Consider the following 25,900-nt stretch of genomic DNA (forward strand, 5'->3'; position numbering starts at 1 on the left):
ATGAAGCCTAACTCGCTTTTCGCTTCGCTAACCGTGCTGGGTACGCTGATGCTGGTTTCAGATCTGGCTGCCGCGCAGAACTGTGAAGAAAATGATGGTCGTCGCCGGCGGCCTGGTCAGGCTGCAATAGAATGCCTTCCTACAGTTGGTTCACCGAGTGTCGACTCTCAGCAGACCAAAACTGGCAAAGCCCCGACGTCCAATGGCCAACAAGACCCGATCATCCGCAGGCAAGCGCAGCAACGTCGCACCAATCCAGTTTCACCCATACCACGCCCTCAGTTGCGCGATTATCAAGCCTCGGTTCCCGTACCCGATCGTTGGCGTATCGTCGATTCCTTATATGAGGAGCGCTGGTGGGACCCCTACAACCGCAACCTGCTTAAGGGTGATAAGCCTCTACACGATGATTGGTTTTTCAGCTTCACAGGAATCTGGGATACGGTTTACGAAAGTCGCACTGTTCCAACCCCAGTAGGTAGCAGCAGTACCGGAAACGGCGGCAAACTGGATTTGATCGGCGACGGCGAGCAGCAGTTCTATAATCAGAACCTGCTGATGGAGTTTGTCTATTACAAAGGCAACACGACGTTTAAGCCGCCCGATTTAGAATTTCGGTTCCTTCCTGTTGTTAATTACAACCGTCTAGAACTGCAAGAAGTGCAGGGGGTAAATGCCAATCCCAACGATGGTAAAACACGCAGCGACAGCCATATTGGTATTCAGGGTGCTTTCGTGGATTACCACCTGCGGAATGTGTCGGCAAACTATGATTTTGACAGCGTGCGAGTGGGCATTCAGCCATTCACTAACGATTTCCGTGGCTTTCTGTTCAACGACAGCCCTGTGGGGGTTCGCCTCTTTGGAACGCGAAGTAATAACATATTCCAGTACAACTTAGGCTGGTTCCGGCGTCTGGAAAAAGACACCAACAGCGGCCTGAACGATGTTGACCAATCGCTACGGGATGACGACATCTTCGTCGCCAATCTCTATTGGCAGGACTTGTTCAAGAAAGGTCTAATCTCTCAGTTCAGTGTGCTGCACAACCGCAACAATGAGGATGCCTTTTATTACGATAATAACGACTTTGTAGCCCGCCCCGCGTCTATAGGTTTGGAAAAACCACGCAGTTATCAGGTGACTTATTTGGGCTACGCGGTTGATGGGCATATCGGCAGGCTTAATTTGTCGGCCCAAGCCTATTATGCGTTTGGCGATGAATCTGTAGGCACCTTTCGCGATGCCAGCACAGATATTCAAGCTTTCTTTTTCGCAATGGAGCCTTCAATCGATTTCGACTGGTTTCGGCTGAGATCATCCTTTGTCTATGCCTCCGGCGACAACGATCCTTTTGATGACAAGTCAACGGGTTTTGATGCTGTATTTGAGAATCCGTTGATTGCCGGATCAGACAGCAGCTATTGGATTCGCCAAGCCGTCCCCTTGATTGGCGGTGGGCGTGTGGCTCTATCAGGGCGCAATGGTATTTTACCCTCACTGCGCTCATCGAAAGAGCAGGGTCAGGCCAACTTTGCGAACCCGGGTTTGCGTATGGCAGGGCTGGGTTTTGATGCGGATGTTCTACCGACGCTGCGCGTTAGCGGCAATTGGAATCTCTTGCAGTTTGACGATACCACCGTTTTGGAAACCGCCCGCAATCAGGGTGGGGTTGACCGGACATTGGGGCAGGACATATCACTGTCGGCAATTTACCGGCCACTCAATAGCCAGAACATTATCCTGCGGGGCTCATACTCCCGTTTGCTACCGGGTGATGGCTTCAAGTCTTTGTTTGAGGACGAAAGCCCTGACTACTTCCTTTTTAACCTGGTTTTAACCTATTGAATCAAATAACTAAAATAATGGCGGCTCTTATGCAAAATGGATTCTGGCGATTAGATGCTGTTCGCAACATGCTCGTGATGGGGGCAGTTCTGCTCGGGCTGGGGGCTGCGAGTACTCTGGTTTATGGTTCAAGCCAGTATGAGAAAGTTGATCGACAGTACGTAACTGCGGCCCATGCACCAGCTACCCAAAGTGATAATGATGTGGAGCTTAAAAGCGCGGGATGCGTAAGTTGCCATACAGACTCCGATGCCAAGAACATGCATGTTAGCGAGTCGGTGAAGCTGGGCTGCGTTGATTGCCACGGAGGCAATCCAGAGGTCACATTCTCTGGAGTTCAGGGTGCCAACCTGAGCAACCTGACCTACAAATCCACGATGCAAAAAGCTCACGTTTTACCTCGCTATCCGGATGCTTGGCCCACCAGTCGAAATCCCGAGCGTACTTACACGCTATTAAATAAAGAAAGCCCGGAATTTGTGCGCTTTATTAACCCTTCGGATTTACGTGTTGCTAATGAATCCTGTGGAGCTTGCCATCAGGAGATTGTTGAAGCGTCAACCCGCAGTTTGCACAGCACCACAGCAATGTTTTGGTCGGCGGCTTCCTACAATAACGGTATTCTGCCCTACAAAGATCCCATTATGGGCGAGTCCTATAACCGTGACGGTGTAGGAACGGTTCTGAAAGGTCCAAAGATACCCGAAGACCTGAAAGATGAAGCGGCAGCGATGGGAATAGTGCCGCAATTACTGCCACTGGCTGCTTGGGAAACGGTTAAACCGGGCGATATATTCAGGGTGTTCGAGGATGGCGGTCGTAATATCGGAACCCTGTTTCCCGAAACAGGGTTACCCAATGCGGCTGGATTGATTCAACGTTTGGAAGAGCCGGGTCGTCCAGATTTCAAACAGTCTAACCGCGGGCCGGGAACAGGGCAGAGGATTGCGGTGCCTTTGCTGAACATCACCAAGACCCGCCTGAATGACCCACTTACCTGGTTCATTGGTACGAATGACCAGCCCGGTGACTACCGTCACTCCGGGTGCGCATCCTGCCATGTGGTATACGCCAACGATCGTGAAGTTGCTCACTCGGGGCCGTACGCGCAGTTCGGGCACGATGGCAAAACTGCCACTAAAGACCCCACCATCAACAAAGCCGAGTCTGGCCATCCTTTGGAACACAAATTTACCCGGGCCGTACCCAGCAGCCAGTGTATGAGTTGCCACATGCATCAGCCCAATATGTTTATGAACACCTTTTTGGGCTACACCATGTGGGACTACGAGTCTGACGCACCTTTTATGTGGCCGGAAAAACAGCAATATCCAACGGCTGAAGAACGCAGAAAAGTTCTGGAGCGCAACCCCGAAGGTGCAGCGCCAAGAGGGAAGTGGGCGGATCTGGATTTCCTAAAGAAGGTTTGGGAAAACAATGACCAATATCAGGATACCCAGTTTGCCGATTACCACGGCCATGGCTGGAACTTCCGAGCTGTATTCAAACGTGATCGAAAAGGGCATTTACTGGATGAAAACGGTGAGATCGTTACCAATGACGACCCGGAAAAATTCAAAAAGGCGGTTCATCTTACGTCTACGCACCTAGACGCGGGTATGCATTGCGCGGACTGCCACTTCTCACAGGACAACCATGGAAACGGATACCTATATGGTGAAGTGGCTATGGCTGTAGAAGTCGGGTGCAAAGACTGTCACGGCACTGCACAGGAACTCCCCAATCTGTTTACCTCGGGGCCAGCCGCGCTCGAAGGTGGCACCGATATGTCGTTGATGCGAACACCTGATGGTCGGCGACGGTTTGAGTGGATCAATAACGACCTGTACCAACGCTCAATAATGTACCCAGACAAGGAATGGAAAGTTAGTCTGGTGAAAAAGAGCGTTAGCAAAAGCAGCGCCGACTACAACGAGAAGGCTGCTCGGGCCAAACTCATGAGTAACGACGTAACCGTGCAGCACTTCGGCGTTGACGTACCCATGGAAGATCTGGCCCATTCCAACGACAAGATGGAATGTTTTGCGTGCCATACCTCGTGGACCAACACCTGCGGCGGTTGCCACCTACCCATAAAAGCCAACGAAAAGACCGAGCGGCATCATTATGAGGGCGGTGAAACACGCAACTTTGCCAGCTATAACCCGCAAGTCGCTGGCGACCAGATGTTTTTGTTGGGCAAGCACTCTCCGGGCAAAGGCGGAAAATACGCACCCGTGCGCTCATCTTCTGCCCTTGTGCTTTCATCCGAAAACGCCAACCGTGAAAAAATTTATATACAGCAGCCACCTATTGCGGCAAGTGGTTTCAGCTCACAGGCATTTAACCCTCATTTCCCCCACACCACGCGCAAAACGGAAACCAAAACCTGTTCGAATTGCCATTTGGCTGAGGCCAACGACAACAATGCCATCATGTCGCAACTGCTGGTGATGGGTACTAACTCCATTAACTTCATTGGCTATTACGCTTGGCTTGGCACCGAATCCAATGTTACCGGTGTAGAAGTCACTGAGTGGGATGAGCCGCAAGCGGTGATTGGCAGCTATCTGCACCGCTATGCCTACCCGGACTGGTTTAAAGATCACCAAGACAATAATGAGCGCCTGAAAACAGCCTATACGCGCAGCTCGGGCAAGGCTCAGTGTGTGCAAATGCGAGGCGAGTATCTCTATGTTGCCGAAGGCAAGAGCGGCTTCCGTGTTTACGATATTGCCTCTATTGCCAACAAAGGTGTCTCCCAGCGCATTATTACCGCACCAGCTAGCCCTCTCGGTCACGACACCCAAATCTCTAGTGCAAACGCGAGCTGCGTGGCTCTGCCTAGTAATCAACCCATTCGTCCGTCATTAAACACTGGCGAGCTAATGCGAAAGACCAATCAGGAGCAGCCTTTCGCTCCTATTTATAATTACGCGCTGATCACCGATACAGAAGAAGGTCTGATTCTGGTGGATATTGACACGCTCATGGATGGAGAGCCCACCAATAATCAGCTAAAGCGCGCACTTACGTGGAATGAAAACGATGTGCTCAAGGGCGCAAAACATCTCACCATTGGCGGAAACTATGTTTATGTGGCCGCTGATGTAGGCATGGTTATATTGGATCTAAACGACCCGCTCAAACCCACAGTTGCCGCCGTGGTGCCCATGCAGGATGTGCGTGCCAGTGCCTTGCAGTTCCGCTACCTGTTTGTCACCAATGCGGAGGGCTTGCAGGTAATTGATGTAACTCATCCAGACAAGCCAAAACTTGTTTCTGAAGCAAGGCTTGCGATCAAAGATGCTCAAAAGCTCTACCTGTCTCGCACCTACGCTTACATTGCCGCTGGTAAAGAAGGTTTGCTGATTGTGGATATTGAATCCCCTGAGGAGCCCAAGTTGCACGTGCAGTATGATGCAGACGGGCGTTTGGGCGACAGCCGGGATGTGGTTGTTGGCGCTACTAATGCTTCACTGTTTGCCTATGTTGCCGATGGCAAAAACGGCTTACAGATTGTTCAGCTCACTTCGCCCGAGCTGCAGCCGAACTTCTATGGCTTCAGCCCGGAACCAGTGCCGAAATTTATCGCCAGCTACCCCACAGCGTCGCCAGCCCTGAGTTTGTCGCGAGGTCTTGATCGGGATAGGGGAGTGGATGAAACCGGCGGCCAGATTGCGGTGTTTGGCCGTAAAGGCTCAAGGCCCTTGAATAAGGAAGAGATGGAAAAGCTTTATCTCGATGAAAATGGAGAGCCGTGGTTCGTAAAGGATTAGGGCAGGGCTCCTTACTTTGCGTTCGCAGTTTTATCGCCACTGAGAGCAAACAATGGCCGGGTTTATTCGAATAACAAGAATATTGATGTTGTTGATCATGAGCGCGATGCTCAGTGCGGCGCCGGCAACCGCCGCACCATTGCCTCAGAACGACGACTACAAGCATATGGGTGTCGCAACCTGTGCATCCTCTATTTGCCACGGTAAAACGTCCGCGCAGGCAAACAGTAATGTGCAACTTAATGAGTACCGACTCTGGTCTACCACGGATTTTCACTCACGAGCCTACCGTGTACTGAGTAATCCCGAATCCAAAGCAATGGCGAAAGCACTGGGGTTAGCCAACGCCCAGAATGCGACTATCTGCCTCGATTGCCACACAGACCACGTACCTAGCGGTAGGCGTGGCCCTAAATTCCAGCTGACCGATGGGGTTGGCTGCGAAGGCTGCCACGGAGGTGCGGAAAATTGGCTAAGGAGCCACACCGAACCGAATGTTACGCATCAAGATAATCTTGATAATGGGCTTTACCCTTTGTCCGACCCGATAGCCCGCGCGGACTTGTGCCTATCTTGTCATATGGGCACCAAAGACAAGTTCGCCACCCACGCCATTATGGCAGCTGGTCATCCGCGTCTAAGCTTCGAGCTGGATACATTTACAGCTAATCAGCCCGCACATTATCAAGTAGACGAAGACTATATTGCCCGCAAAGGCGATCACCCGGTGGGCTATTTATGGGCTGTAGGGCAAGTGGAAATGGCCACACGGCAACTCGCTCTGATCGACACCCATAACCTTGGCAAAAGCTTGGGTAGAGGCATGATAGAGCTGTCTATATACGACTGCCATAGTTGCCATCAAGGTATGAGCCCCCGCCGTGGCAGGCCTGATGATTTCAGTTCCCAACTGCCTACGGGTAGCCTAAGGTTGATGGATCACAGCTTTGATATGGTGGCCGCAATTATTAAAGCTACAGCACCGGCTGGCTACGAAAAATATGCCAGTGCAATGCGGGATCTACACAGAGCGCACAACCAACCCAAAGCGGTAGGTACCGCAACAGAAACCTTGCGATTACAGCTTGTTGAGTTGGCCGCTAACCTTAAACGTAAGCCACCAAGCCCCAAGACCATAAAGGCGCTGCGCCAGAGCATTGCCGATAACGGCGCACGGGACCGTTACGCCGATTACAGTAGCGCGGAGCAAGCATTTCTCGCTTTGGAATCTTTGTCCTACTCCTTAGGAGATCGGAAAAAGATAACAACTCAATTAGATAAAGTGTTTGCCAGCTTGGGTGACGAAACCGAGTTTAAGCCGAAGAGTTTTGCCACGGCCTGTGCTGCATTAGCGAGAGTTTTGCCTTAGCTGCCTGCTTGAACACCATAAAAGACCACAAGAGACCACAGCCATGTTTCGATTATTGGGCAAAACACATCCGGGGGCTGTGCGTGAACAGAACGAAGATGCATTTTACCGCAATGACTCAACTGGGTTGGCAGCTGTGGTTGATGGTATGGGGGGGTACGCCGCGGGCGAAGTGGCCAGCGCTATTATTGTAAAATCTCTCGGTGAGCTGAACCCCGCGTCTGGAGGACTTGTGGCCGCCTTAATGGAGTGCCATACACGCATTCTTCAGCACTCCAAAGCTCACCCGGAGAGCAAGGGCATGGGTGCAGCGGTTGTTGTGGCCAAATTGGAGCCCAAACAGCTGAGCGTTTGCTGGGCTGGCGATTCAAGAGCCTATTTGTTCAACCGAGAAACTGGCCTGAGGCAGGTTTCCAGAGATCATTCCTATGTACATTGGCTGTTTTCTCAAGGCAAGATTACTGAGGATGAAGCTCGCAACCATCCCAAACGCAACTTGGTTACCCAGTGTTTGGGGCTCAGTGCCCCGCAGCCAGAACTGACCACTGTGGCATGGAAACGGGGGGATAGTTTGCTGCTCTGTTCAGACGGTTTGACAGATGAGCTGGATGACCGCGCTATTGAAAACACGCTGAATGAAGCTCTTAGCGCTGACGATTTCAGCGCGGTGGCAGTGGATGAATTGATTGCAGCGGCGCTTGCGGCGGGCGGCAAGGATAACATTACAGTATTGATAGCAGAGAATCGGCATGTGGCCGATGATATGCTTGATAAGCCAAAGATTGAGACACCAGCTGCGACACAACGGCATTCCTTAGTACCCATTCTATTGGGGGCAGGCGCTGCTGTTTTGGTGCTAACGATTGGCTTACTCTGGCACTTTAGCGGGTAGAGTAGCCAGCAACCTCTTTTTCATAGTCAGTGAGTTAGGCGAGCCATGACAACACAACAAAATAGCCTGATATTTCTTCTCCGGTCTGTGAACGGTGAGCAACAGCTGCCGGTTGCGAAGGAGCTGAAAATGGGGCGCAGCGCTGAGTGCGATATCGTGTTGGACCAAGGAGGTGCATCCCGCCAGCATGCCGTTTTAACTCCAGACCCAGAAGGGGTTTGGGTCGAGGATAGCGGGTCCACCAACGGTACATTTGTGAACGGTGAACGCATTGAGCAAGCATGCTTGCTCAAAGAAGGTGACCAACTGCAGGTTGGCCAATCGATATTCACGCTCTTAATCAAAGCCCCTGTGGTGGAACAAGATCCAGATGCGACCTTGCTGTACGGTGCCAGCGCCGATCCCGATGCTACTTTGCTGCATGGTGACTTGGATGAGGAAGAAGCTCAGGCACCCGAGGAGGCGCCTCCTGCAGAAGAAGTGGCCGCTGATGACTCTAAGCCAGAAGCAGGTGATTCCAAAGCGCCGCCCTCTTGGGTTCTTAATAACCAGCAAAGCGTTGATGGCACTGCTTTTTTTTCCAAGGATTCGTTGCCGGGGTTACAGCCTAATAGCGATGACAAAAAGATCCCTCAACAAGCAGTGGAAGAGCCCACACTGATTGGCACCAGCGATCCGGTGGTGGGATTGCGCTTTCAGCTCATTGGGGAGGGTAGAAACCAATGGGAAATCGGTCGGTCACCGAATTCAGATGTGATGCTGAACCATGAGAGCGTGTCTGGCGCCCATGCACAGATCATCAACGACGCAGGTCGCTGGAAAGTCGTGGACCTCATGTCGGCTAATGGCACATATGCCAACGGTAAAAAGTGCCTAACAGGCTATCTGTCCAGTGGTGATCTTGTTTGCTTCGGCAGCGTGGAGTGTGCCTTTATGCTGCCGGAAGGTGAACAACTGCCCGAACCTATGGCCGAGTATCGCAGCCCGACGAAAGTGTCTGGCACCGACATTAAAACCGCCGCTATTGCATTTATAGCGACTGCTGCCGTGGCCGGCATTGTCTTACTCATTGTGACGAACTTTTTTTAATCGATCGCTCACAATAAAAGTGAGCGATCTTCCCTTAGTTTTGGCCGTTAGAATTCGGCACGGAACCCCACTGAGTATGAGCTAAAGTCGTAGCTGTCCTGTAACAGCAGAGTCTCATAGCGAATGAACGCCGAGCGCCCGCCACTAAATACAGCGGATACCGAGGTGCTCAGGCTCATGTATTCAGTGTCTGGCTCATCGGCATTGATATTGAAACTGCCCGCTGTGACTGCCTGAGTGAACTCATTCCTGATATTAACGTCGTCGCTGTTTTCTTTGATGTATTCCAACTCGACGGAGGGGATTAAAACGCCTCGACTCCAACTAAACGCATACCCAACCCGGGTGCCCAACGCACTGATTAAGCTATCGGTTTTTTGCTTACCTAAGGTCAACCCAAGACTGCCGCCTGTTTCGGTATAACCGTCAATGTTCAAGTCGGAATACTCCAGACGACCGTAAAGGCTATTTTGCCAGCGCTGGTAGTTAAATTCGTAACCGATACTTGTAGCCGCAGTCAGGCTTCGGCTACTTGTATCTGAGGTCAGCTGTTGCTGGATACTGGCGACGTTGACTTCACGCTTCACATCCAAGTCGCCCTGTGTCCACATAGCCAAACCATCTATATACAGATTCGGGATGGGATAGTAGTTGCCGAAAGAAACGAGAGAAAACGACTGGACATTTTGACGCCCCTGCATCGAAGTAAAGTCCGTATTAGATTCACCAAGCCCTGCAGCGGCACCGACTACTATGGTGTCACTGAAGCGGTAGTCGAGTCCGAGTGTCACACTATAGCCATCTTGGTCGTAGCTTGGGCGATCAACGGTTTCATTGCTTTCACCAACGCTGATTTTGCCATTAATAAAGGCACCCCAAGGGCTTATCCATTCACTGCTGCCCCCTCCATCACCTGCACCTTTGGCATCATCTACACCTGTATCACCCGCAACAACCTCGCCATCAACAGCGTCATCGCTATCAACAACGCTATCGCCAGCCGCACCACCGCTTAGGCCACCCTGCATTGCCTGAGCTAAGGGTAGGCTTCTCCCCATTACCGCCAAGTTTAAGCCGTCGATGCTGATGGGGTTTCGGGCAGCGCGAATCTCTTTAAGCCTCGCGTTTATGTTACTGGACTGCTGTCTTTGCAGCTGCCGCATCGCTCGCACTTGTAACTTAGCGTGCTGTCCTGAAAGCTGTTGCGCCAGCTGTTTTTGTTCTTCAGGAGTGAGGTCTGCTATGTCTTCACAGGGTATGCCGGTGTTCTCTTGTTCGCACGCCTCCACAACAACAGCGAAGGTGCTGGCTTCTTCGGCTGTCAGGTTGTCTGGCATGGAAACGCCATTTTGTCCTGGCTCTACGCCAACGTTGACAGTCACTGTCGTTTGGGAGGTTCCGCCAGGGCCCTCTAACGTGTAGTTGAAAGTGTCTACACCAATGAAGTTATCCGGGGGAGTGTATTCAACAGTGGATAAACTGTTGGGACTGGTAGTGACTGTTCCACCTTGTGCGGTATTGCTACTCGCGCTCGCTATAAAGGTTGGAGACCCGGTGACAAACTCAAACCAATCGTTTTCTCTAACGGGCAGGGTAACGGCACCAGTATTTTCTGGCAGATAGAAAGTATCTCGTACAGCTTGAATAAGGGCACCGTCATTGGTCACCTCAATATAAACCGAGGCCTGATCCGAGCCAGAGTTATCCTCTAGGGTGTAACGAATCTCCGCTGTCCCTATAAAACCCTGAGCAGGCTCGAATGAGGAACCGTCAGAGTTGGTTCGAATAATGCCCTGACCTTGAACGAGCTCAAAATCTGCAAGGGTGAAGCCTGTGAAGCCATCGTCGAATATATCGTTGAGAGCCGGTGCGATAAAGGTCGTCACACCAGGCTGTTGGACATTGAGCGTGTAATAGTCATCGATGGCGACTGCCCCGAAGGCGTAAGGGCTGGATAACAACAACAAAGTGCTTGTAACAATTTTATTTCGATTTTCCATAATCAGGCCATAAGCAGTGAATTAGGGTCAGTATAAGACACTGCTGAACTATTGCGGGATATTGACCTTAAAATCTCACTCTTTAACGGCCAAAACATGAATGCCACCCACTGGAAATGAGTTCATCAACAGGGTCTTTGTATGTATAATGATAAACGTTCGTATTATCATTGGTTGCCAGATCACCTTGCCTCTTAAAGAGGTAACGTCAAAGGATCACTTAGATACGCCATGGCCATTCCTGCTCTCGATCATTTGTTTACGGGTAACTTGGAGCGCTACCGAGATGCACTAGTTGTGAAGGGTCAGGATCAACGAGTGGGTGTACCTGCCAGTGATCTGGCCTCAGAAGAGGGGGTTGCTCGGCTGCTTTCTCAATACCGGAAGTCGCAATCGGGTGATGACCAACGCGCGCTGATCTCGTTATGGTCCAAGCACTATTTCGCAAAACTTACTGTTCCCGTGGTGGTCGCCAACTTAATGTCTGGGCATGATTTGCCCGTTGCTCTTGATCAGGTAGAAGTCATTCTAGATGAAAGCGGGTTGCCCGAGGCATTCCGTTTACCTCATGGAGGAGGGCCTTTTCAAACAACTCCTTTGGATTCTTTTGAGCGTTTCAGAGCCTTGTTGGATCTAAATTTCGCGCCTCTTATCGAGGGCTGGTGTGCCCACATAAAGATCTCGCGCCGTGTACTCTGGAACAATGCGGCCAATTATTTCGAATGGCTTATTCGCACTTTGGAGTCAGCAGGGTTACCAGATAGCCTTCTTTGGGATGGTCAACAACTTGTAAAGTTGGGCAAGCGACCTAATGGGCTCTCGAACCCTATGGCAAATCCCGTTCGATACGTAGAGCGGGGAGAGGGGATTGAGCCACAGCGTCAGCGGCAACAGTGTTGCCTACGCTATCGATTGCCGACCCTACCTCTGTGCCAAAACTGCCCACTGATTGACCGGCCACCAAAGGGTGCGCTTTTACCCGGAACTGGATGACTTGTTAGAACATTATGCTACCGCGATTCGTGCACCTTCTCGATGAGGGTGCGGTAGTATGGACATAGTTACCCCGTAGATATCTTTCAGAGTTTGTTGGTTCATTAACTCATCCGGTGTGCCCTCCGTTAACAATCGCCCTCCGTGCAAGGCTACCAAGTGATCACAAAATCCGGCTGCCATGTTGATGTCATGGAGCACGACTACAACACCTATATCCAATTCCTTTCCCAATTTACGCACCAAAGAAAGCACTTCAATTTGGTGAGCTACATCCAAAGCAGAGGTAGGCTCATCCAACAACAAGAAACGGGCATTTTGAGCTAGCAGCATAGCTAGCCAAACTCGCTGGCGTTCTCCTCCAGACAGTTCATCAACGCTACGGTTCGCAAAGCTCTCAGTATCTGTGAGTGCTAACGCTCTTTCTACCTGTTTTGCGTCTTCCGGTGAAAATCGCCCCAATGCGCCATGCCAAGGATAACGACCAAAACGAACCAGTTCTTTAACGGTTAAACCATCCGTTGCGGGTGGTTGCTGCGGCAGATAAGCGACCTTCTGGGCGAGCGCACGGTCACCCCAACGGTGCAATTCCTTTCCTTCCAGAGTGATCTGGCCAGAGGTGGGAGTTAGCTGGCGAGCCAGAAGTTTCAATAGTGTTGATTTGCCAGATCCATTGTGACCTATCAACCCTACCATTTGCCCGGGGGCAACATTGAGATCGATAGGGTGAAGCAGTGTTTTCTCTGCCAAGCTAAAGCTGGCGGCACTCAGTGCGAACATGGCTCGATCTCTCTTTGTAGTGTCGAGGGGTCAGGATCAAAGTACTGGCATTAGTGGCGACTTGGCATTCGGTACATCCGTACCAGAAAATAGCCACCGCCAATCAGAGTGGCTACCAAGCCCGCGGGCAACTCATGGGGATACACCAGTGAGCGCGCAAGCCAGTCAGCCCACAGCATCAGCAAACTGCCAATAACAAAGGCGCTTAGAAGTTGAGGTAAGGCGCGTTGGTAACCTAACAGCCGTGCCAAATGCGGTGCCATCAAACCCACAAACGACAAGGGACCAACAACCAGAGTTGCAGCAGCGGTCATGAGCGCCGCAAGCAATAGAAGTAGCAGTCGAGCCGGTGCCAGTGGTAAGCCCAGCGAACTGGCAGCCGTGTCGCCCAAAGGCAGAAGGTCAAGCCATCGGCCTGTTAGAACAGCCATCAGCGCAAGGATAGGTGCGGCTATGGCAAGGGTCCAGGCATCAGATTGTCCAGACAGCCAAGTAGAACCCGCCAACCAGTTAAGCAGCACGATTGATTGGGCGTCGCCCATGGCCAAGATCATGCGAATACCTGCATCTAAAAGGGCTGACAGAGCAATACCACCCAAGAGCAAACGCTGTGGAGAAAAACCGCTTCGTCGACTCAGTAATAGCAGCATCAGTAGAACCAAAGTTCCGCCTGCACCTCCAGCCAGAATCTGCAAAGTGCGGCTACCGGTGCCGACTGTAAGAATTAATAGCACCATGCCTAACGCCGCACCTGTGCTAATGCCTAGTAGCTCTGGACTAGCCATGGGGTTTCGGGTCAACCTTTGAACAATGACGCCAGCACCGGCAAGTAGTCCGCCGGCCATTAGCGCTGTGGTCATTCGCGGTAGGCGCATGGCTAGGAGTGCTGTCTCTCCGTCGAAACTGGTCCAGCGCCAGCCTTCCCATGTGGGGCCGAGCGACAATGTAACTGCCAAACTGCCCAGAGTGATTAAGCACAACAACAGCAAGCCTGTTTTCGAGAACTCACGCCTAGCTGTGGCCATGGATGTAGGCTGAGTGGGGCGAGCCGACATTAACCGATTGCGGGTCAATACCCATAACAATACTGGACCGCCAATCAATGCTGTGGCTGCGCCGGTGGGGAACAACATGTGCCCGAACGCAAACGTTAGTTGTTGGGCAATACCGTCAGCGATCAAACAAATGAGCGCGCCGGTAAGGGCGCTGGTAAGCATGCGTTGGCGCAGCGTTCGTGCGCCCAGTAATCGAGCAATAGCCGGCGCCGCCAGACCAATGAACCCAACCACGCCCACATGGCTTACGGTAAGAGCTGTAAGATAGACTGCCAGAGTCAACGCTAGAATGCGGATGATGTTTGGCGACAACCCTAACGATTTTGCTCCCTCAGTTCCTAGGTCCAGCGCTTGCAGCGGGCGCAGAAGAACCAGTGCCAACCCAGCTGCAATCAGCAAGCGGGGCAGCAATGCGAGAGTGCTGTTCCAATCGTTTTGGCTGAGTTCACCGGCTCCCCATATAAACAAACCGGCAAGTTGCTCCTGATTGAACAACAAAATCACCGTGTTTATGGCCCCTAGATACAGACTTACAATCAGCCCGCAAAGGGTAAGCGTTAGCGGATCGAATCCGCGCCGAGCCCCCATCAACAAGACCAGACCAAGGGCTGCGAGCCCACCGACCATGGCCCATATTTCGCGCCAAACTAGAAGCGAAGGTGCCATCAGCATGATAAGCCCCAACGTTAGCTGAGCACCAGCGGCGACACCTAACGTAGTTGGAGCTGCCAAAGGGTTGCGCAAGACTTGCTGCACAAGTGTGCCTGCAAAGCCAAGGGCAGCACCGGTTAGCAGGGCAATGGTTAACCGTGGTAGCAAGGTGTAATGCAGCACGGCTTGTTCGAAAGTTGCAGATTGGCTAAGTACAAGAGCCCCGGGTAAGCGCAACAAATTTTCGAAACTAGTGGCAGGAGATAAGAACACACCCGCCAACAGCGATAACACCACCAAAAGCGGCAGCCAAAGCTGAGACTGGCGCTGTAGAACAAGTTGCTTCATGGTTTTTGCTCCTGAGCACCTTGCAGCAGCTGATCCGCAAGCATGCGAGCCATACGGGGTACGCTCACCACGCCGCCGAACGTCCAAACCGGCCCAACACCAATTATTCGACCACTGCGTGCCATGGGCAGATAAGGCCAGAGGCCGCTTTCCTGTAGACGCTCCCTGTCTGCCTCCGGCCACGGCCGTATATAGATTAACCAAGCATCGGGCTGGCCGCCCAAGTCGGCAATGGTCCCAGGAGTGAAACCCCAGAGATTGGTAGGTCGGTGCCAAGAGTTGGTGAGACCAGCCTGTTCCAGTGCTTGATTCAGCATGGAGTTGGCGCCGTGGACACGCACACGTCTGTCGTCTAGAAAGCGGACGATAAAGGCTGTATTTCCAGCTAATCCAGCCTTTAAAAGCTGATCTCGGGTGGCTGCAAGGTCCTGTTCAGCCTGCGCAATAACAGCTCGAGCCTTATCTTCAAGGTCAAGTATTTTTCCTAATGCAAGCAGGTGTTCGCGAGCCTTAACCCAGGGATTAGAATCGGATTCATAAGTCGTTTGGACCAACGTTGGTGCGATGGCTCGCAAAGCAGGCACCGCGGCTTCTAAGTGGCCGGTCACCAAGATCAGGTCCGGTTTGAGAGATCGGATAGCTTCTAGATTCGGCGCCTGACGGCGACCCACAGATTTTATAGACTCCGGCGCCTGCGGCTCCACTACCCATTGTCGGTAACGCTCGATTTCGGCCACCCCCACGGGGGTAACGCCCAGCGCCAGCAAGTGCTCGGCCAACCACCAATTCAAAGCCACAATTCGCTTGGGAGCGACACCCTGTTTCAAGTCGCCAGCCTTGTGCAGCTCCAGACCATCCGCACTAACAGTGAAGCTCAGCAGCAGAAAAGCGAGGGCTCGAACCACGAGCCCTAAGCGCTTGCCAATCAACATGCCATCAATAGTCCACGGAGTAGGATAGGGTATAGGCTCGACCTTGACCTTTGAAATCGAAGAGATCTTCAAAGCCGTAGAACAGCTGAGCCCGCTGCCCCCACACAGTGTTGTACTGCTTATCCAACAAGTTGGTGATGGAGAAATTGACACGACCCAAAGGCAGCTCACGCGACGTTAGTAAATCGAATGTAGTAAACCCGTTTATTTCATCGCCAGCATCGTCTTTAATACCAAACGCACGAGAGCCTTGAAGACGGGCAGAGTTCTGGCTATCTCTCCACTGAACAAAAGCGGTTGCATTAGGAAGGCTCGCGGCGGTTACGAGGTTCTTTTTCCAGTCGCCGTTCGCACCTTCCACTTCGGAGCGCGCATAGTGGGCTGTTCCGCCAAAAGACCATTGCCGGTTTGCGCGCCAGGTAAGAGCACCTTCCAGACCGTAATCCCGGGTTTTGTTATCAACCACATCCACTGTAAGTGTAGTTCGGTTGGTGACTGCTTCTTTGTCCGACCAAGTGTAGTAGGCGGCTACCTGCACATCCCATTGCACCTGATAAGTACGCCAACCAAGCTCCACCTGATTGGTTTTCAACCCAGGTACCGTGTTGTCATTAATATTCAGAGAGTCGGTGAGGACATAGTGGCCGTCACTCAGGCTATAGTTCCCGCGACCAGCCACCTTGCCGGGATCCGGGATCTCGAAACCCTGACTCACATTGGCCCAAACTTGTTGGTCGTCATTTAAGTTATAGATACCACCGGCGTTTAACAGGGTGACATCGTAGTCGTTCTCGCCGCCCGGAATCGTATCTGCACTCGTTACCAACCCACGCTCAACCTCGACTGCTTGTTGTGTGCCTATAAAGTCTTCCATCTCAAGCCGGGCATGCCTCTGCCGAATTCCGGCATTCAGCTGGAGCCGTTCGGTAGCCTGCCATTCAGCCTGAAAATAGGCAGCGATACCTTCCACACGATAGTCCGGATAGCGATCGATCGTGAATTCTTCATCAAATGTCATACCGCCGCTGGGAAACGCGGTTGCGTTGTCGAAAATCATTTGGTTAGCGGAGAAGTCTTCGCGATCAAGATCTATGCCGTAATTGAGCCGAACGTTGCCAAAGTCTTTAGCCAGAAGCCCCTTTATTAGGTACTGACGGGTGTTCTGTTGTGATGCGCCGAAGTAGCTTTGGGGCAAAGTTGCGCGCTGATAAGGGTAGGGGTGGAAGCTGGACTCCTCATTACGCATCGAAGCTTGTAAGTAGGCTGTGTGACCCAGAAAATCCAGATGTTGCCATGCCAAATTGAACATGTGCCGGTCAGTTTGGGGATCCCGGTCGCTGGAGAAACCATTACGGATTTCGGGGTTATTTATCTCGGCAAGGTAAGGTCCCAGCCACGCCCCTTGATTTCCACGGTAGCCGGAATTGTATAGCTGGGCTGTCAGGTCGAGTTTCTGGTTCTCATTGATTCGAATCTCGGTGCTGCCCATTACGTCAAGGCTGCGATTGTACTGCAGATCTGTTTGGGAAATATCTGGCATGATGGCATCGCCATTACCATCGTACATTGCGCCATTGTCTTCCGTAGCAATGGCGAGTCGGCCTTTTAGCCTGTCGTTACCTCCGGCGATGGATTGGCCGAAGCGGTATTGGCGGTCCTCAGAACTATTGAAACCACTAGAAACGCCTATTTCCGTGCTGAACTGAGCATCTCCCTCCCGACCTTTCTTCGTAATGATGTTCACGATGCCACCTGTGCTACCACCACCGTAGACTGCCGTAGCACCGGAAAGCACTTCGATGCGCTCGACGTTGAATGGATCGATAGAATCGAATTGCCGGCTGAGCCCGCGGGAGCCATTGAGAGACACGCCATCAATCATTACCAGCACACTTCGACCACGCATATTTTGGCCATAATTAGTTCGGGTCTCAGGTGCCAAATCCATACTGGGCACCAGTTTTCCGATGACCGTTTTCAGGTCCTGACCAGCGCGGAACTGCTCTTCCAGTTCCTCATCCTCAAGAACCCAAACCGAACCGGGGATCTGGCTTATTTGCGCAGGTGCGCGGCTGCCAACCACAACCAGTTCATTTAGAGAGGTTGGCGCGGCATGCACTGCAAATGGCGCAAAAAAGGCCAGAGATAAAAGGGTTCGAGAAGCAGTGTGCCGTGCAGCCATTGTAAGTCTCCTGATAAAATTAAAGCGCGATTGTAAATGATTATCAGATTGATTCAATGGTGTGCAGTGAGTTGAATAGATTGGTGAGCCTTTCAATGAACGGAATGAGGAGCTAGTTTTTTGGAAATGACATTTTAAAACAAGTAGTTAAAGTCGTAATTTAATAGCCTGCTTTAAGGCGCTGCATAAGGGTTGGACAGCGCCCATCTAGCATCTATTCAAAGGTTCTTGGGCGAACCGAGTCTGGTTTGAGGAATGGCTTCTCTCCCGTGTTGTTATGATCCCCAAGAATATGGCCGTCGGTTTCCCGGACTTGTCCATACATAGAGTGTTTGTGGAATCGCTCCTGCGTCTTTTCCAAGGTGTCTTTTACATCCCCGGTATAACGTGGATCTTGTGGTCGTTCCTGATTACTAATGTAGTAGGCAATGTCCCAAGCCTCCTGATCACTCAGGCTGTTAGGTTGACCCAATGGCATGTTGTTTTTAATAAAGCCCGCTGCCGTAAATACCCGCACGATCCCCGCACCCCAGTTGTTCGACATATCTCCCCAGACTGCAGGGAAAACTGTCTGGTTACCTACGCGCAAGCCCTCGCCATCTTCGCCGTGGCAAACTGAACAGTTCTCCTCAAATGCGGCTTCTCCGCGAGCATAGCGCAGTTCTTTAGGGCGATCCGGCGCGGGAAAGCCCCTGCCGTAGATGGGTTGTTCTGGGTACATAGCGACACCCTTTGCCAACCACTGATGGTAGGCAGATATTGCAAGCATGTTGTCGCTGCCGTACTCCGGAGGCTTTCCGTTCATGGAGTAGGTAAAGCAGCCGGCAATGCGTTCTTCGAGGTTGTTCACGTGGTCGTTCTTTCCGCGAAAGTTGGGAAGAGTCACTGCCGCTGGCCAAACCGGAGCACTAAAGGGCATGCGGCCTTCACCCATGTGACAGCTGGAGCAGTTCATGTTGTTGAAAACATTCTCGCCCCTTAATTGTTGGGTGTTGGTGAAAAGATCGTAGCCCCGTCTAATGACGCGTTTCAGCTCAGGGTGAAGTTTGGCGTTCTCCAAATCTTCCATGGTAGGTGGGATATGCACCAACTCGTTTGCTTTGGGAGCCGGGTAGCCTAGTTCTGTCAGAGTATTGATGTACTGTTGGGTCGTTTCGTCGGTCGCTGCGGCAATGGAGGAAAACAATAGGGTTCCCGACAGCGCAACGTAGCTTAAAGTGCGAATCATTATGTGAAAACCCTCTTAGTTGGCCGAAGCGCTCTGGCTGGCAAGCCAAGCCGCGACTGCATGGATATCGTCATCGCTAAGCCGGCGAGCAATGGAACCCATCAGGTCTTGCGTATCGTTCTTTCGGGTACCTGCCTTCCAAGCTTGCAGCTGGGTTTTGATGTAGCCGGCGTGTTGACCGGCAATGCCCGGGAAAACGGCACCAGCGCCTTGGTTACCGGGACCATGGCAGCTTTTGCATGAAACAACGTAACGGGACCAGTCGCCACGCTCCGCCAATTGTTGCCCGCGCTTGAGTGTCGCCTCGTCAGCACTTCCACTGCCTTTACCTTTGGTTGCAGGCAGACCAGCATAATAAGCAGCGACATCTGCAATTTTCTGATCGTCCAACATACTCACAAAAGGCATCATGCTGGCACTGCTGCGCTCACCGGATTTGTAGTCGTGTAGTTGTTTGCTGATATAGGCTGCGTCCAGCCCTGCCAACCTAGGCCAGGACTCACCACCGGGGATATTCATGCCGCTACCATCTGCCTGATGGCAAGCCATACACACGGCGGCGGTCGCAGCGCCCCTTGTTGCATCTGCCTCGGCAAGCGCGAAACCGGAGCAGGTGGCGAGTCCCAAGACCGTTAACATTATTGGTATTTTCTTCATAGATGATTTCCCTCTCGATCAACGGACGCCATTTAAGAATGGTCTATTTCTGCAGTTTTGGCCAAGGTGCCTGTTTCGAAAAATGAATACTTGATAAAGATCAATTAGTAACGTTACCAAGCCCTAAGCCTTCTTAGGCCTAGCAGGGTTTTCGCCCGCAACGTCCTAGTGCGAATGTTCCCGGCGTTGCGCTACACTGGTTCGATGCTATCCATCATTTTCACTCTATTCACAACGGTCATTGCCGTAGCGACCTTCTTGCCCCTCTGGCGCAATTCCCACTGGAGCATTCGGGTTTTTGATTTTCCACGCCTGCAGTTGGCGGTTTTGGCAGCGTTATTGCTCATCGCTCAACTGGTTTTTTTGGACCTGACACAGCCTCTAAGCAAGACGCTGGTAGTTGTCGCGGGGAGTTCGTTGCTCGCTCAGCTTTGGTGGATTCTGCCGTACACGGCAATATGGCGGAAAGAAGTCAAAGATGCTCGCAACAGGCACCCCGAGCGCACTTTGACCATACTTACGTCCAACGTGCTTACCCCTAATCGCAACGCAGAAGCCTTGCTTGCGCTGGTCGAGACACATAAGCCGGATGTATTGGTAACGCTGGAATCGGATCAGTGGTGGGAAAATCAACTGGCGGTGTTGGAAGGCGATATGCCTTACACCATCAAGTGCCCATTGGATAATCTCTATGGTATGCACGTTTTTTCCCGGCTGCCATTAAGCGAAACCGAAGTGTGCTTTCTCATTGAAGAGAAGGTGCCTTCGATGCACGCATTGGTTGAGCTATCAACCGGCGACAAGGTCCGAATCCATTTTGTGCATCCGGCGCCGCCGAGCCCCACAGAAAATGACGAATCGAAGGAGCGTGATGCTGAACTGGTTATTGTCGGACGGAGTGTGGCCGATAGCGAAGAGCCGATTATCGTCACGGGCGACCTTAATGATGTAGCTTGGTCGCCAACAACCCGCTTGTTTAGGAAAGTGAGCGGCTTACTGGACCCAAGGGTAGGGCGAGGATTTTACAGCACCTTCCACGCAGATTATCGGTTGTTGCGGTGGCCTCTTGATCATTTATTCCATAGCCATCATTTTACACTCTCGTCCATTACTCGGCTTCCTTCCATCGGTTCGGATCACTTTCCGTTATTGACTCAAGTAGCACTCGCTCCGGCTAGAGGGCAAGATCAAGAACCTTTGGCCGAAGATGGTGACGACCGTAACCGCGCGCGCGCGCTCGCAAGGGAACAAGGTGCGAGCAAACACGATGTGCCAGAGCCGGGTGAGTAAATATAAAGGATATTTTCGATGACTAAACACAGCCTATTTGCGATTACCATTGCGATGACGCCCATGCTGGCTTTGGCAGAGATTACCTCTGCCACCTTATACCCTTCGCATGCTGAACTGACTTGGGAGGAACGTGAGCAGGTAAGTTCCGGCGCTGGAATCCTTGATATTGAGGGCTTGCCAGTCAGTCTTCAGGGTCAGAGTTTGCAAGTGCAACTAAGCGGCATTAACGGGTTGAAAATCCAGCAGGTTCAGGTCAGTCGAATGGAGCAGGCAGAGTTCGTTGCGGATGAAGCCCGGCGAATCCGCAAGGAACTGGCAGAGGTTACCTTGCACATTCAGGAAAAAGAGGACTCGATTCAAGCGTGGAACCAGCAGGTAACACTTATGAGTAAAGCTGCTGAATCGCCCCATGAGCTCTCGGCTTCAGAGTTGAATGATATGGCCGCCGCTTTGAAAAATACAACACAGAGTGCGCTCGGGGAGATAAGAGCTATCCGCGCGCGAGTGGCGGATGATATTGCGCTGAGAGACCGCTTAACTCGGGAGCTGTCCCAAGTGAAGCAAGGTGCAAAGGCAACTAAGCAGGTACGTGTACGCTATCAGACCCCGACATCCGGTGAGCTGCAAGTAACCCTCAAGTTTCAAACTCCGGAAGCTCGGTGGCGGAGCGAATACAGTGCCCGCCTTAAAACTGAACTCAAGAATCAATCTGGTGGTGAAGTGGTGCTAGAGCACTTGGCCGTTGTTCAGCAGTCCACGGGAATGGATTGGCATGACGTGGACCTGCGCCTTGCAACTGCAAGTGCCCACCGGGGAACTGCAATGCCACCTCTGTATTCGTGGGTAGTCAGCCCCGAGCAGCCGCAGGCATTCCGTTCAAAGGCGTCCGCGCCCATGGCTGATATGCAGGCAGAGTCGCTTATGGGGGTAGAGAGTGCAGCGGTTGTTGAAAGGCAGAGCACATTCACTCAAAGCTACCGTTTGTCACAGCCAGTGGATGTTCCAAGCGGCAATTCGGGCCAACGATTAACGGTTGCGGAGCATACAATCCCGGTTAAGGTTGCTACTTGGACTGCGCCAGTAATGGATACAACCGGCTACCTCCATGCAACGGGTAATTTCCGGTCAGAAACACCCATACCGGCCGGGCGGCTTACCTTGTACCGGGATGGCCAGAGCGTAGGTGAAACCCAGCTACAAGCGTTAACGAACGGCGAAGAGCTCACCCTCGGATTTGGGGTGGATGAGGGTGTTCGGGTAGCGGTAGTGAATGAGCTTGAACGTACTGGAGAGGAGGGCGTATGGAAAAGTGAGAACGTGCAGCGTCGACAAAACCGTTTCGAGATTACAAACCATCATTCACAGGCAATGCAGGTGCGAGTTTTTGATAGGCTTCCCGTCTCTCAAAAAGATATTCTGACCGTTAAACCGTTGGAAATCAGCGAGCCGGTTAAGCGAGATATTGACGATAAAAAGGGTGTTTTGGCCTGGGACCGACAAATACCTGTGGGAGAGACGCTCACTTTAAAATCCGGCTTTGAAATTCGAGTTCCCGAAGGCACTTCACTTCCACGGCTTTAATTTTCGCCTCGGGGCACGGAAGTGCATTCCACACATTCAGTGACATCACTTCGGGTAGCCAGTGATATCCCGGATTTTTTGATACAGGGGCTGCAACTGCGGGTACATGCGTAGGTAAACTTCTGAGTAGAGCCTTTCGTAAAGCTTCCGGGCCTCCGGGTTGGGTTGAAACACATCACCAACTCGGGTCATTTCCGCCACAGCTGTTTCGAAATCCGGGTGCAGGCCAAGCCCCACCGCTGCATCGATGGCTGCGCCCAGTCCAGAGGTTTCATAAGTATGGGGACGCTCAGCGGGTAGGCCGAATACGTCTGCCGTTAACTGCATGGCCGCGTCGCTTTGGGAGCCACCGCCAGCTACCCGGAGTTTTTGAATTTTAACACCACTGCGTTTTTCAATTTTCTCTTTACCTTCCCGAAGCGCGTAAGCTAGCCCCTCCAGAATTGCCCGGTAAATGTGCGAACGGGTGTGTACATCGCCAAAACCGATAATCGAACCTTTGGCCTCCGGCCCAGGTTGGCGCACGCCGGGTGACCAGTAGGGTTGCAACATCAAGCCCATGGAGCCAGCAGGTACGGCCTGCACGAGTTCATCGAACAGCTCTTCTGGCTCGATTCCCCGCTTCTGTGCAAGTTCGCGCTCCCGTAAACCAAATTCCCGCTTGAACCAACTCACCATCCAGAACCCACGATAGATCATCACTTCCGTGGAGTAATGACCGGGCAAAGCGGAAGGGTAGGGAGGCATCAATCGAACGGGTTCCACATAGCGCTTGTTGGTGGCGTTTATCGTGGCGGTTGTGCCGTAGCTCATACAGCCGATATCCGGCGTTAAGCCACCCGAGCCTAGTATTTCACAGGCTTTATCAGAAGCTGCCGCAATCACTGCTAGGCCTTCTGGTAGGCCAAGGTGTTTAGCGGCCTCTTCGGTTAAGTGGCCGAGGGTAGAGCCAGGACTAACCAGCGTAGGCAGCATGTTTTTTTTAATTGGCATGAGATTCCATTTGAAATCCCGCTTGCCAGCCCAGCGATGTCGTTTGTAGTCGAACGGTAGATAGCCCACTTGGCTGCCCGTAGAGTCGCGGAATTCGCCGGTCAACCGATAGTTTAGGTAGCCTGACAACAAGACAAAATGCCGGGTTTTTTTCCATATTTCCGGCTGGTTTTGCGCAATCCAATTGGCCTGAGTGTTTTCTCGAAAGCGGTTAATGGTGTCTTCAAGTCGTGCCAGTTTGAAGAGCCAACCCCAAGGCCCTTTAACTGGCCCATCGGCTTTAGCGTGGCGCTGGTCGAGCCAGATAATCGCTGGGCGTAGGGGCTTGCCATGTTCGTCTAGGTTAATCACGGTGCCGCGCTGGGTTGTGAGGGTTACGCCCGCGACTCTGTCTGGCGTGACGTCTGTAGACTCCCAAAGCTGATCACAAGCCTTGCCCAAGTTTTCCCAGAAATACTCCGGGTGCTGTTCCGCCCAGCCCGGCTGCTCTGAAAAATAGGGTTGAATCTCCTGCCTGCCTTTGGCAATAAGATCGCCATGGGTATCGAAGAGCAGGGCGCGTACGCTTTGGGTGCCATTATCGATAGCCAGAATCAGTGGATCAGAGGGCATGCGACGACCCCGGCTGGAGCGGGAGAGAGTAGGCGTCTCGCCACAAAGCGAGGTACCGGGTTTCTTCCTCGTGCCATTGTTCATCGTCCCAGTTCAAGGCGCTTTGGCAGTATTGCTTTAACTTTGGAAGTATCAGCTTCCCACCCTTGGGAAGGATTAAGCCAAGTCGGGTACGGCGTAGCATCAGATCATCCAGGTGCGTTACGCTCTCCTGTTCGCAGGCCCAAACGACTTCTGCCCAAAGCAATTCGCCCGGTATAAGTCCGGAAGCCGTATCTGATTGAACAGGCTCCAATGGACCAGCCTTTAGCACGGAGGGGAGATCAGAACCATAAAACCCGATGAGCCGCTGCCAATTCTGATGGCTTATATTGCTAGGCTTTCGAGGCGAAGGAGTGGGACGGAATACCGGGTCACGCTCTGGCCGCAGCCTGTCCTTAGTGCCCATGCCTCGGGTAAGGGCTTCTCGTGCGATGAGGCGAAAGGTAGTGAGTTTGCCACCTGCGATGCTGATTAAGCCTTTGTCTTCCCGGAATTCATGTTCGCGGCTTTCTTTGGACGGCGCCTTGGATTCCGCCGTCTTTTGTGCAGAGGTAACAACCGGCCGAACGCCTGCCCAAGTTGAGAGAACATCGCGTTTGGTGACTGCGGCACTGGGGAATAATCTGCTTGATATACGCAGGAGGTAATCGACTTCTTCACTGCTGATCCGCGGCTCTATATCCAGATCTTCTTTATGATCAAGATCCGTTGTCCCTAATACGGTTGTGCCGGCCCAAGGAAAGGCGAAAACCGGGCGTTTGTCGTCCGGGTGGAACAGGGAAACAGAGCAAGAAACCGGCAACGTCTGCCACGGAAAAACCAGATGACTGCCGCGCAGTGGTCTTATGGTCATGGGTTGTTCGTCGTTCTCCGGTTGCTGGAGCCGGTCGGCCCAAACCCCGGTGGCGTTGATAACCAGCGTCGAATCAACAGTAAACGGTTGGCCATAGCCTTCAGCCTGAAGCTCAATGCCGCTCACTTGTCCATCGGTACGGATTACTCGGGCGGCTTTAACGTAGTTCAAGCACCAGGCGCCGTCGTGGCCAGCTTCTGCGATAACCCTTTGCACCAAACGAGCATCATCGGTTACAGCGTCGGTAAAGCCGCTAGCGCCTGTCATTTTCTCGGTATTGAGGCCGGGTACCCATTGCAGGGTTTCACCCGGAGTCAGAAAGTGACGGGACGTAGAATGGGAGATTCTATCGTAAATCCGGAGCAGTATCTGAAACAGTTTTGGCCCGGGAAATTGGCCTTGAAAGTGCGGCATAATGAAGCGCAGGGGCTCTATAAGCCCGGGCGCCTCAGCCATTAACCTCTGCCGCTCGGTAACCGCATCTCTAGTAAGCCGGTATTGGCCGCTGCCCAGATACCGAAGGCCTCCATGTACCATTTTCGAGGAGCGGCTGGAGGTTCCCCAGGCAAAATCCTTTTGCTCTACCAACAGCGTTTTCAAGCCGCTACCGGCCGCTTCCCGAGCTATACCCGCACCGGTAATGCCACCTCCCACTACCACAACATCAAAGGTATGGCGCTCGCATTGAAGCTCTTTGAGCAGTACGTCTCGACGCTTCATCTG

At 52.3% G+C, this 25,900-nt stretch carries 17 protein-coding genes; 8 read left to right on the forward strand and 9 right to left on the reverse strand.

Annotation, left to right across the window (positions count from 1 at the left end):
• From KO508_RS09380 to KO508_RS09400, 5 genes are all read left to right on the forward strand, one after another.
• The gene (locus KO508_RS09380; RefSeq protein WP_216008066.1) at positions 1-1,848 is read left to right on the forward strand and encodes a hypothetical protein; all 1,848 of its coding nucleotides are present in this window, start codon (positions 1-3) and stop codon (positions 1,846-1,848) included.
• Between the two features lie 29 nt (positions 1,849-1,877).
• Complete coding sequence (locus KO508_RS09385) at positions 1,878-5,627, forward strand: multiheme c-type cytochrome (protein WP_216008067.1); 3,750 nt, start codon at positions 1,878-1,880, stop codon at positions 5,625-5,627.
• Positions 5,628-5,712: 85 nt separating this feature from the next.
• A complete protein-coding gene (locus KO508_RS09390) occupies positions 5,713-6,996 on the forward strand; it encodes a cytochrome c family protein (RefSeq protein ID WP_216008068.1) in 1,284 nt (427 codons plus the stop codon).
• A 43-nt stretch (positions 6,997-7,039) separates the two neighbouring features.
• The gene (locus KO508_RS09395; protein WP_216008069.1) at positions 7,040-7,888 is read left to right on the forward strand and encodes a PP2C family protein-serine/threonine phosphatase; all 849 of its coding nucleotides are present in this window, start codon (positions 7,040-7,042) and stop codon (positions 7,886-7,888) included.
• Between the two features lie 45 nt (positions 7,889-7,933).
• On the forward strand, positions 7,934-8,977 hold the full coding sequence (locus tag KO508_RS09400; RefSeq protein WP_216008070.1) for an FHA domain-containing protein: 1,044 nt from the start codon (positions 7,934-7,936) through the stop codon (positions 8,975-8,977).
• Positions 8,978-9,024: 47 nt separating this feature from the next.
• Here the strand turns inward: KO508_RS09400 and KO508_RS09405 are convergent, their stop codons facing one another.
• Positions 9,025-10,977 carry an autotransporter domain-containing protein gene (locus KO508_RS09405; RefSeq protein WP_216008071.1) on the reverse strand — a complete coding sequence of 651 codons (1,953 nt, stop codon included), beginning with the start codon at positions 10,975-10,977 and terminating at the stop codon, positions 9,025-9,027.
• 231 nt (positions 10,978-11,208) lie between these two features.
• Here KO508_RS09405 and fhuF point away from each other — a divergent pair, with 231 nt between their 5' ends.
• A complete protein-coding gene (gene fhuF, locus KO508_RS09410; RefSeq protein ID WP_252738031.1) occupies positions 11,209-11,970 on the forward strand; it encodes a siderophore-iron reductase FhuF in 762 nt (253 codons plus the stop codon).
• Between the two features lie 12 nt (positions 11,971-11,982).
• On the opposite strand, the gene KO508_RS09415 is transcribed toward fhuF, so the two are convergent.
• The 6 genes from KO508_RS09415 to KO508_RS09440 form a co-directional block, all read right to left on the reverse strand.
• Complete coding sequence (locus KO508_RS09415; protein WP_216008072.1) at positions 11,983-12,750, reverse strand: ABC transporter ATP-binding protein; 768 nt, start codon at positions 12,748-12,750, stop codon at positions 11,983-11,985.
• Between the two features lie 50 nt (positions 12,751-12,800).
• The gene (fhuB, locus tag KO508_RS09420) at positions 12,801-14,804 is read right to left on the reverse strand and encodes a Fe(3+)-hydroxamate ABC transporter permease FhuB (protein ID WP_216008073.1); all 2,004 of its coding nucleotides are present in this window, start codon (positions 14,802-14,804) and stop codon (positions 12,801-12,803) included.
• Positions 14,801-15,736, reverse strand: a complete 936-nt coding sequence (locus KO508_RS09425) for an iron-siderophore ABC transporter substrate-binding protein (protein ID WP_216008074.1) — start codon at positions 15,734-15,736, stop codon at positions 14,801-14,803. The genes fhuB and KO508_RS09425 overlap by 4 nt, the downstream gene beginning before the upstream one ends.
• Positions 15,737-15,740: 4 nt before the next feature.
• Positions 15,741-17,918, reverse strand: a complete 2,178-nt coding sequence (locus KO508_RS09430; protein ID WP_216008075.1) for a TonB-dependent receptor — start codon at positions 17,916-17,918, stop codon at positions 15,741-15,743.
• A 214-nt stretch (positions 17,919-18,132) separates the two neighbouring features.
• Positions 18,133-19,146: a c-type cytochrome gene (locus KO508_RS09435; protein WP_216008076.1), complete on the reverse strand. Its 1,014-nt coding sequence runs from the start codon at positions 19,144-19,146 to the stop codon at positions 18,133-18,135.
• 15 nt (positions 19,147-19,161) lie between these two features.
• Positions 19,162-19,803, reverse strand: a complete 642-nt coding sequence (locus KO508_RS09440) for a c-type cytochrome (protein ID WP_216008077.1) — start codon at positions 19,801-19,803, stop codon at positions 19,162-19,164.
• 204 nt (positions 19,804-20,007) lie between these two features.
• On the opposite strand from KO508_RS09440, the gene KO508_RS09445 reads away from it, so the two are divergent.
• Both KO508_RS09445 and KO508_RS09450 read left to right on the forward strand, forming a co-directional pair.
• Entirely contained in the window at positions 20,008-21,093 is a 1,086-nt protein-coding gene (locus tag KO508_RS09445; protein ID WP_216008078.1) for an endonuclease/exonuclease/phosphatase family protein, read from the forward strand.
• Positions 21,094-21,111: 18 nt separating this feature from the next.
• Entirely contained in the window at positions 21,112-22,677 is a 1,566-nt protein-coding gene (locus KO508_RS09450; RefSeq protein WP_216008079.1) for a DUF4139 domain-containing protein, read from the forward strand.
• A 45-nt stretch (positions 22,678-22,722) separates the two neighbouring features.
• On the opposite strand, the gene KO508_RS09455 is transcribed toward KO508_RS09450, so the two are convergent.
• Positions 22,723-24,282, reverse strand: a complete 1,560-nt coding sequence (locus KO508_RS09455) for an FGGY-family carbohydrate kinase (RefSeq protein WP_216008080.1) — start codon at positions 24,280-24,282, stop codon at positions 22,723-22,725.
• Positions 24,272-25,897 (reverse strand): glycerol-3-phosphate dehydrogenase/oxidase, encoded by a 1,626-nt coding sequence (locus KO508_RS09460; protein WP_216008081.1) that lies wholly within the window; start codon positions 25,895-25,897, stop codon positions 24,272-24,274. The genes KO508_RS09455 and KO508_RS09460 overlap by 11 nt, the downstream gene beginning before the upstream one ends.
• Positions 25,898-25,900 lie beyond the last annotated feature (3 nt).

The sequence above is a fragment of the Marinobacter salexigens genome (assembly GCF_018860765.1).
Lineage (GTDB): Bacteria > Pseudomonadota > Gammaproteobacteria > Pseudomonadales > Oleiphilaceae > Marinobacter > Marinobacter salexigens_A.

Bases quoted from the DNA above. Each gene is read 5' to 3' on its own strand.
- KO508_RS09380 (WP_216008066.1), top strand. From the start codon at position 1: ATGAAGCCTAACTCGCTTTTCGCTTCGCTAACCGTGCTGGGTACGCTG.
- KO508_RS09385 (WP_216008067.1), top strand. From the start codon at position 1,878: ATGCAAAATGGATTCTGGCGATTAGATGCTGTTCGCAACATGCTCGTG.
- KO508_RS09390 (WP_216008068.1), top strand. From the start codon at position 5,713: ATGTTGTTGATCATGAGCGCGATGCTCAGTGCGGCGCCGGCAACCGCC.
- KO508_RS09395 (WP_216008069.1), top strand. From the start codon at position 7,040: ATGTTTCGATTATTGGGCAAAACACATCCGGGGGCTGTGCGTGAACAG.
- KO508_RS09400 (WP_216008070.1), top strand. From the start codon at position 7,934: ATGACAACACAACAAAATAGCCTGATATTTCTTCTCCGGTCTGTGAAC.
- KO508_RS09405 (WP_216008071.1), bottom strand. From the start codon at position 10,977: ATGGAAAATCGAAATAAAATTGTTACAAGCACTTTGTTGTTGTTATCC.
- fhuF (WP_252738031.1), top strand. From the start codon at position 11,209: ATGGCCATTCCTGCTCTCGATCATTTGTTTACGGGTAACTTGGAGCGC.
- KO508_RS09415 (WP_216008072.1), bottom strand. From the start codon at position 12,750: ATGTTCGCACTGAGTGCCGCCAGCTTTAGCTTGGCAGAGAAAACACTG.
- fhuB (WP_216008073.1), bottom strand. From the start codon at position 14,804: ATGAAGCAACTTGTTCTACAGCGCCAGTCTCAGCTTTGGCTGCCGCTT.
- KO508_RS09425 (WP_216008074.1), bottom strand. From the start codon at position 15,736: ATGTTGATTGGCAAGCGCTTAGGGCTCGTGGTTCGAGCCCTCGCTTTT.
- KO508_RS09430 (WP_216008075.1), bottom strand. From the start codon at position 17,918: ATGGCTGCACGGCACACTGCTTCTCGAACCCTTTTATCTCTGGCCTTT.
- KO508_RS09435 (WP_216008076.1), bottom strand. From the start codon at position 19,146: ATGATTCGCACTTTAAGCTACGTTGCGCTGTCGGGAACCCTATTGTTT.
- KO508_RS09440 (WP_216008077.1), bottom strand. From the start codon at position 19,803: ATGAAGAAAATACCAATAATGTTAACGGTCTTGGGACTCGCCACCTGC.
- KO508_RS09445 (WP_216008078.1), top strand. From the start codon at position 20,008: ATGCTATCCATCATTTTCACTCTATTCACAACGGTCATTGCCGTAGCG.
- KO508_RS09450 (WP_216008079.1), top strand. From the start codon at position 21,112: ATGACTAAACACAGCCTATTTGCGATTACCATTGCGATGACGCCCATG.
- KO508_RS09455 (WP_216008080.1), bottom strand. From the start codon at position 24,282: ATGCCCTCTGATCCACTGATTCTGGCTATCGATAATGGCACCCAAAGC.
- KO508_RS09460 (WP_216008081.1), bottom strand. From the start codon at position 25,897: ATGAAGCGTCGAGACGTACTGCTCAAAGAGCTTCAATGCGAGCGCCAT.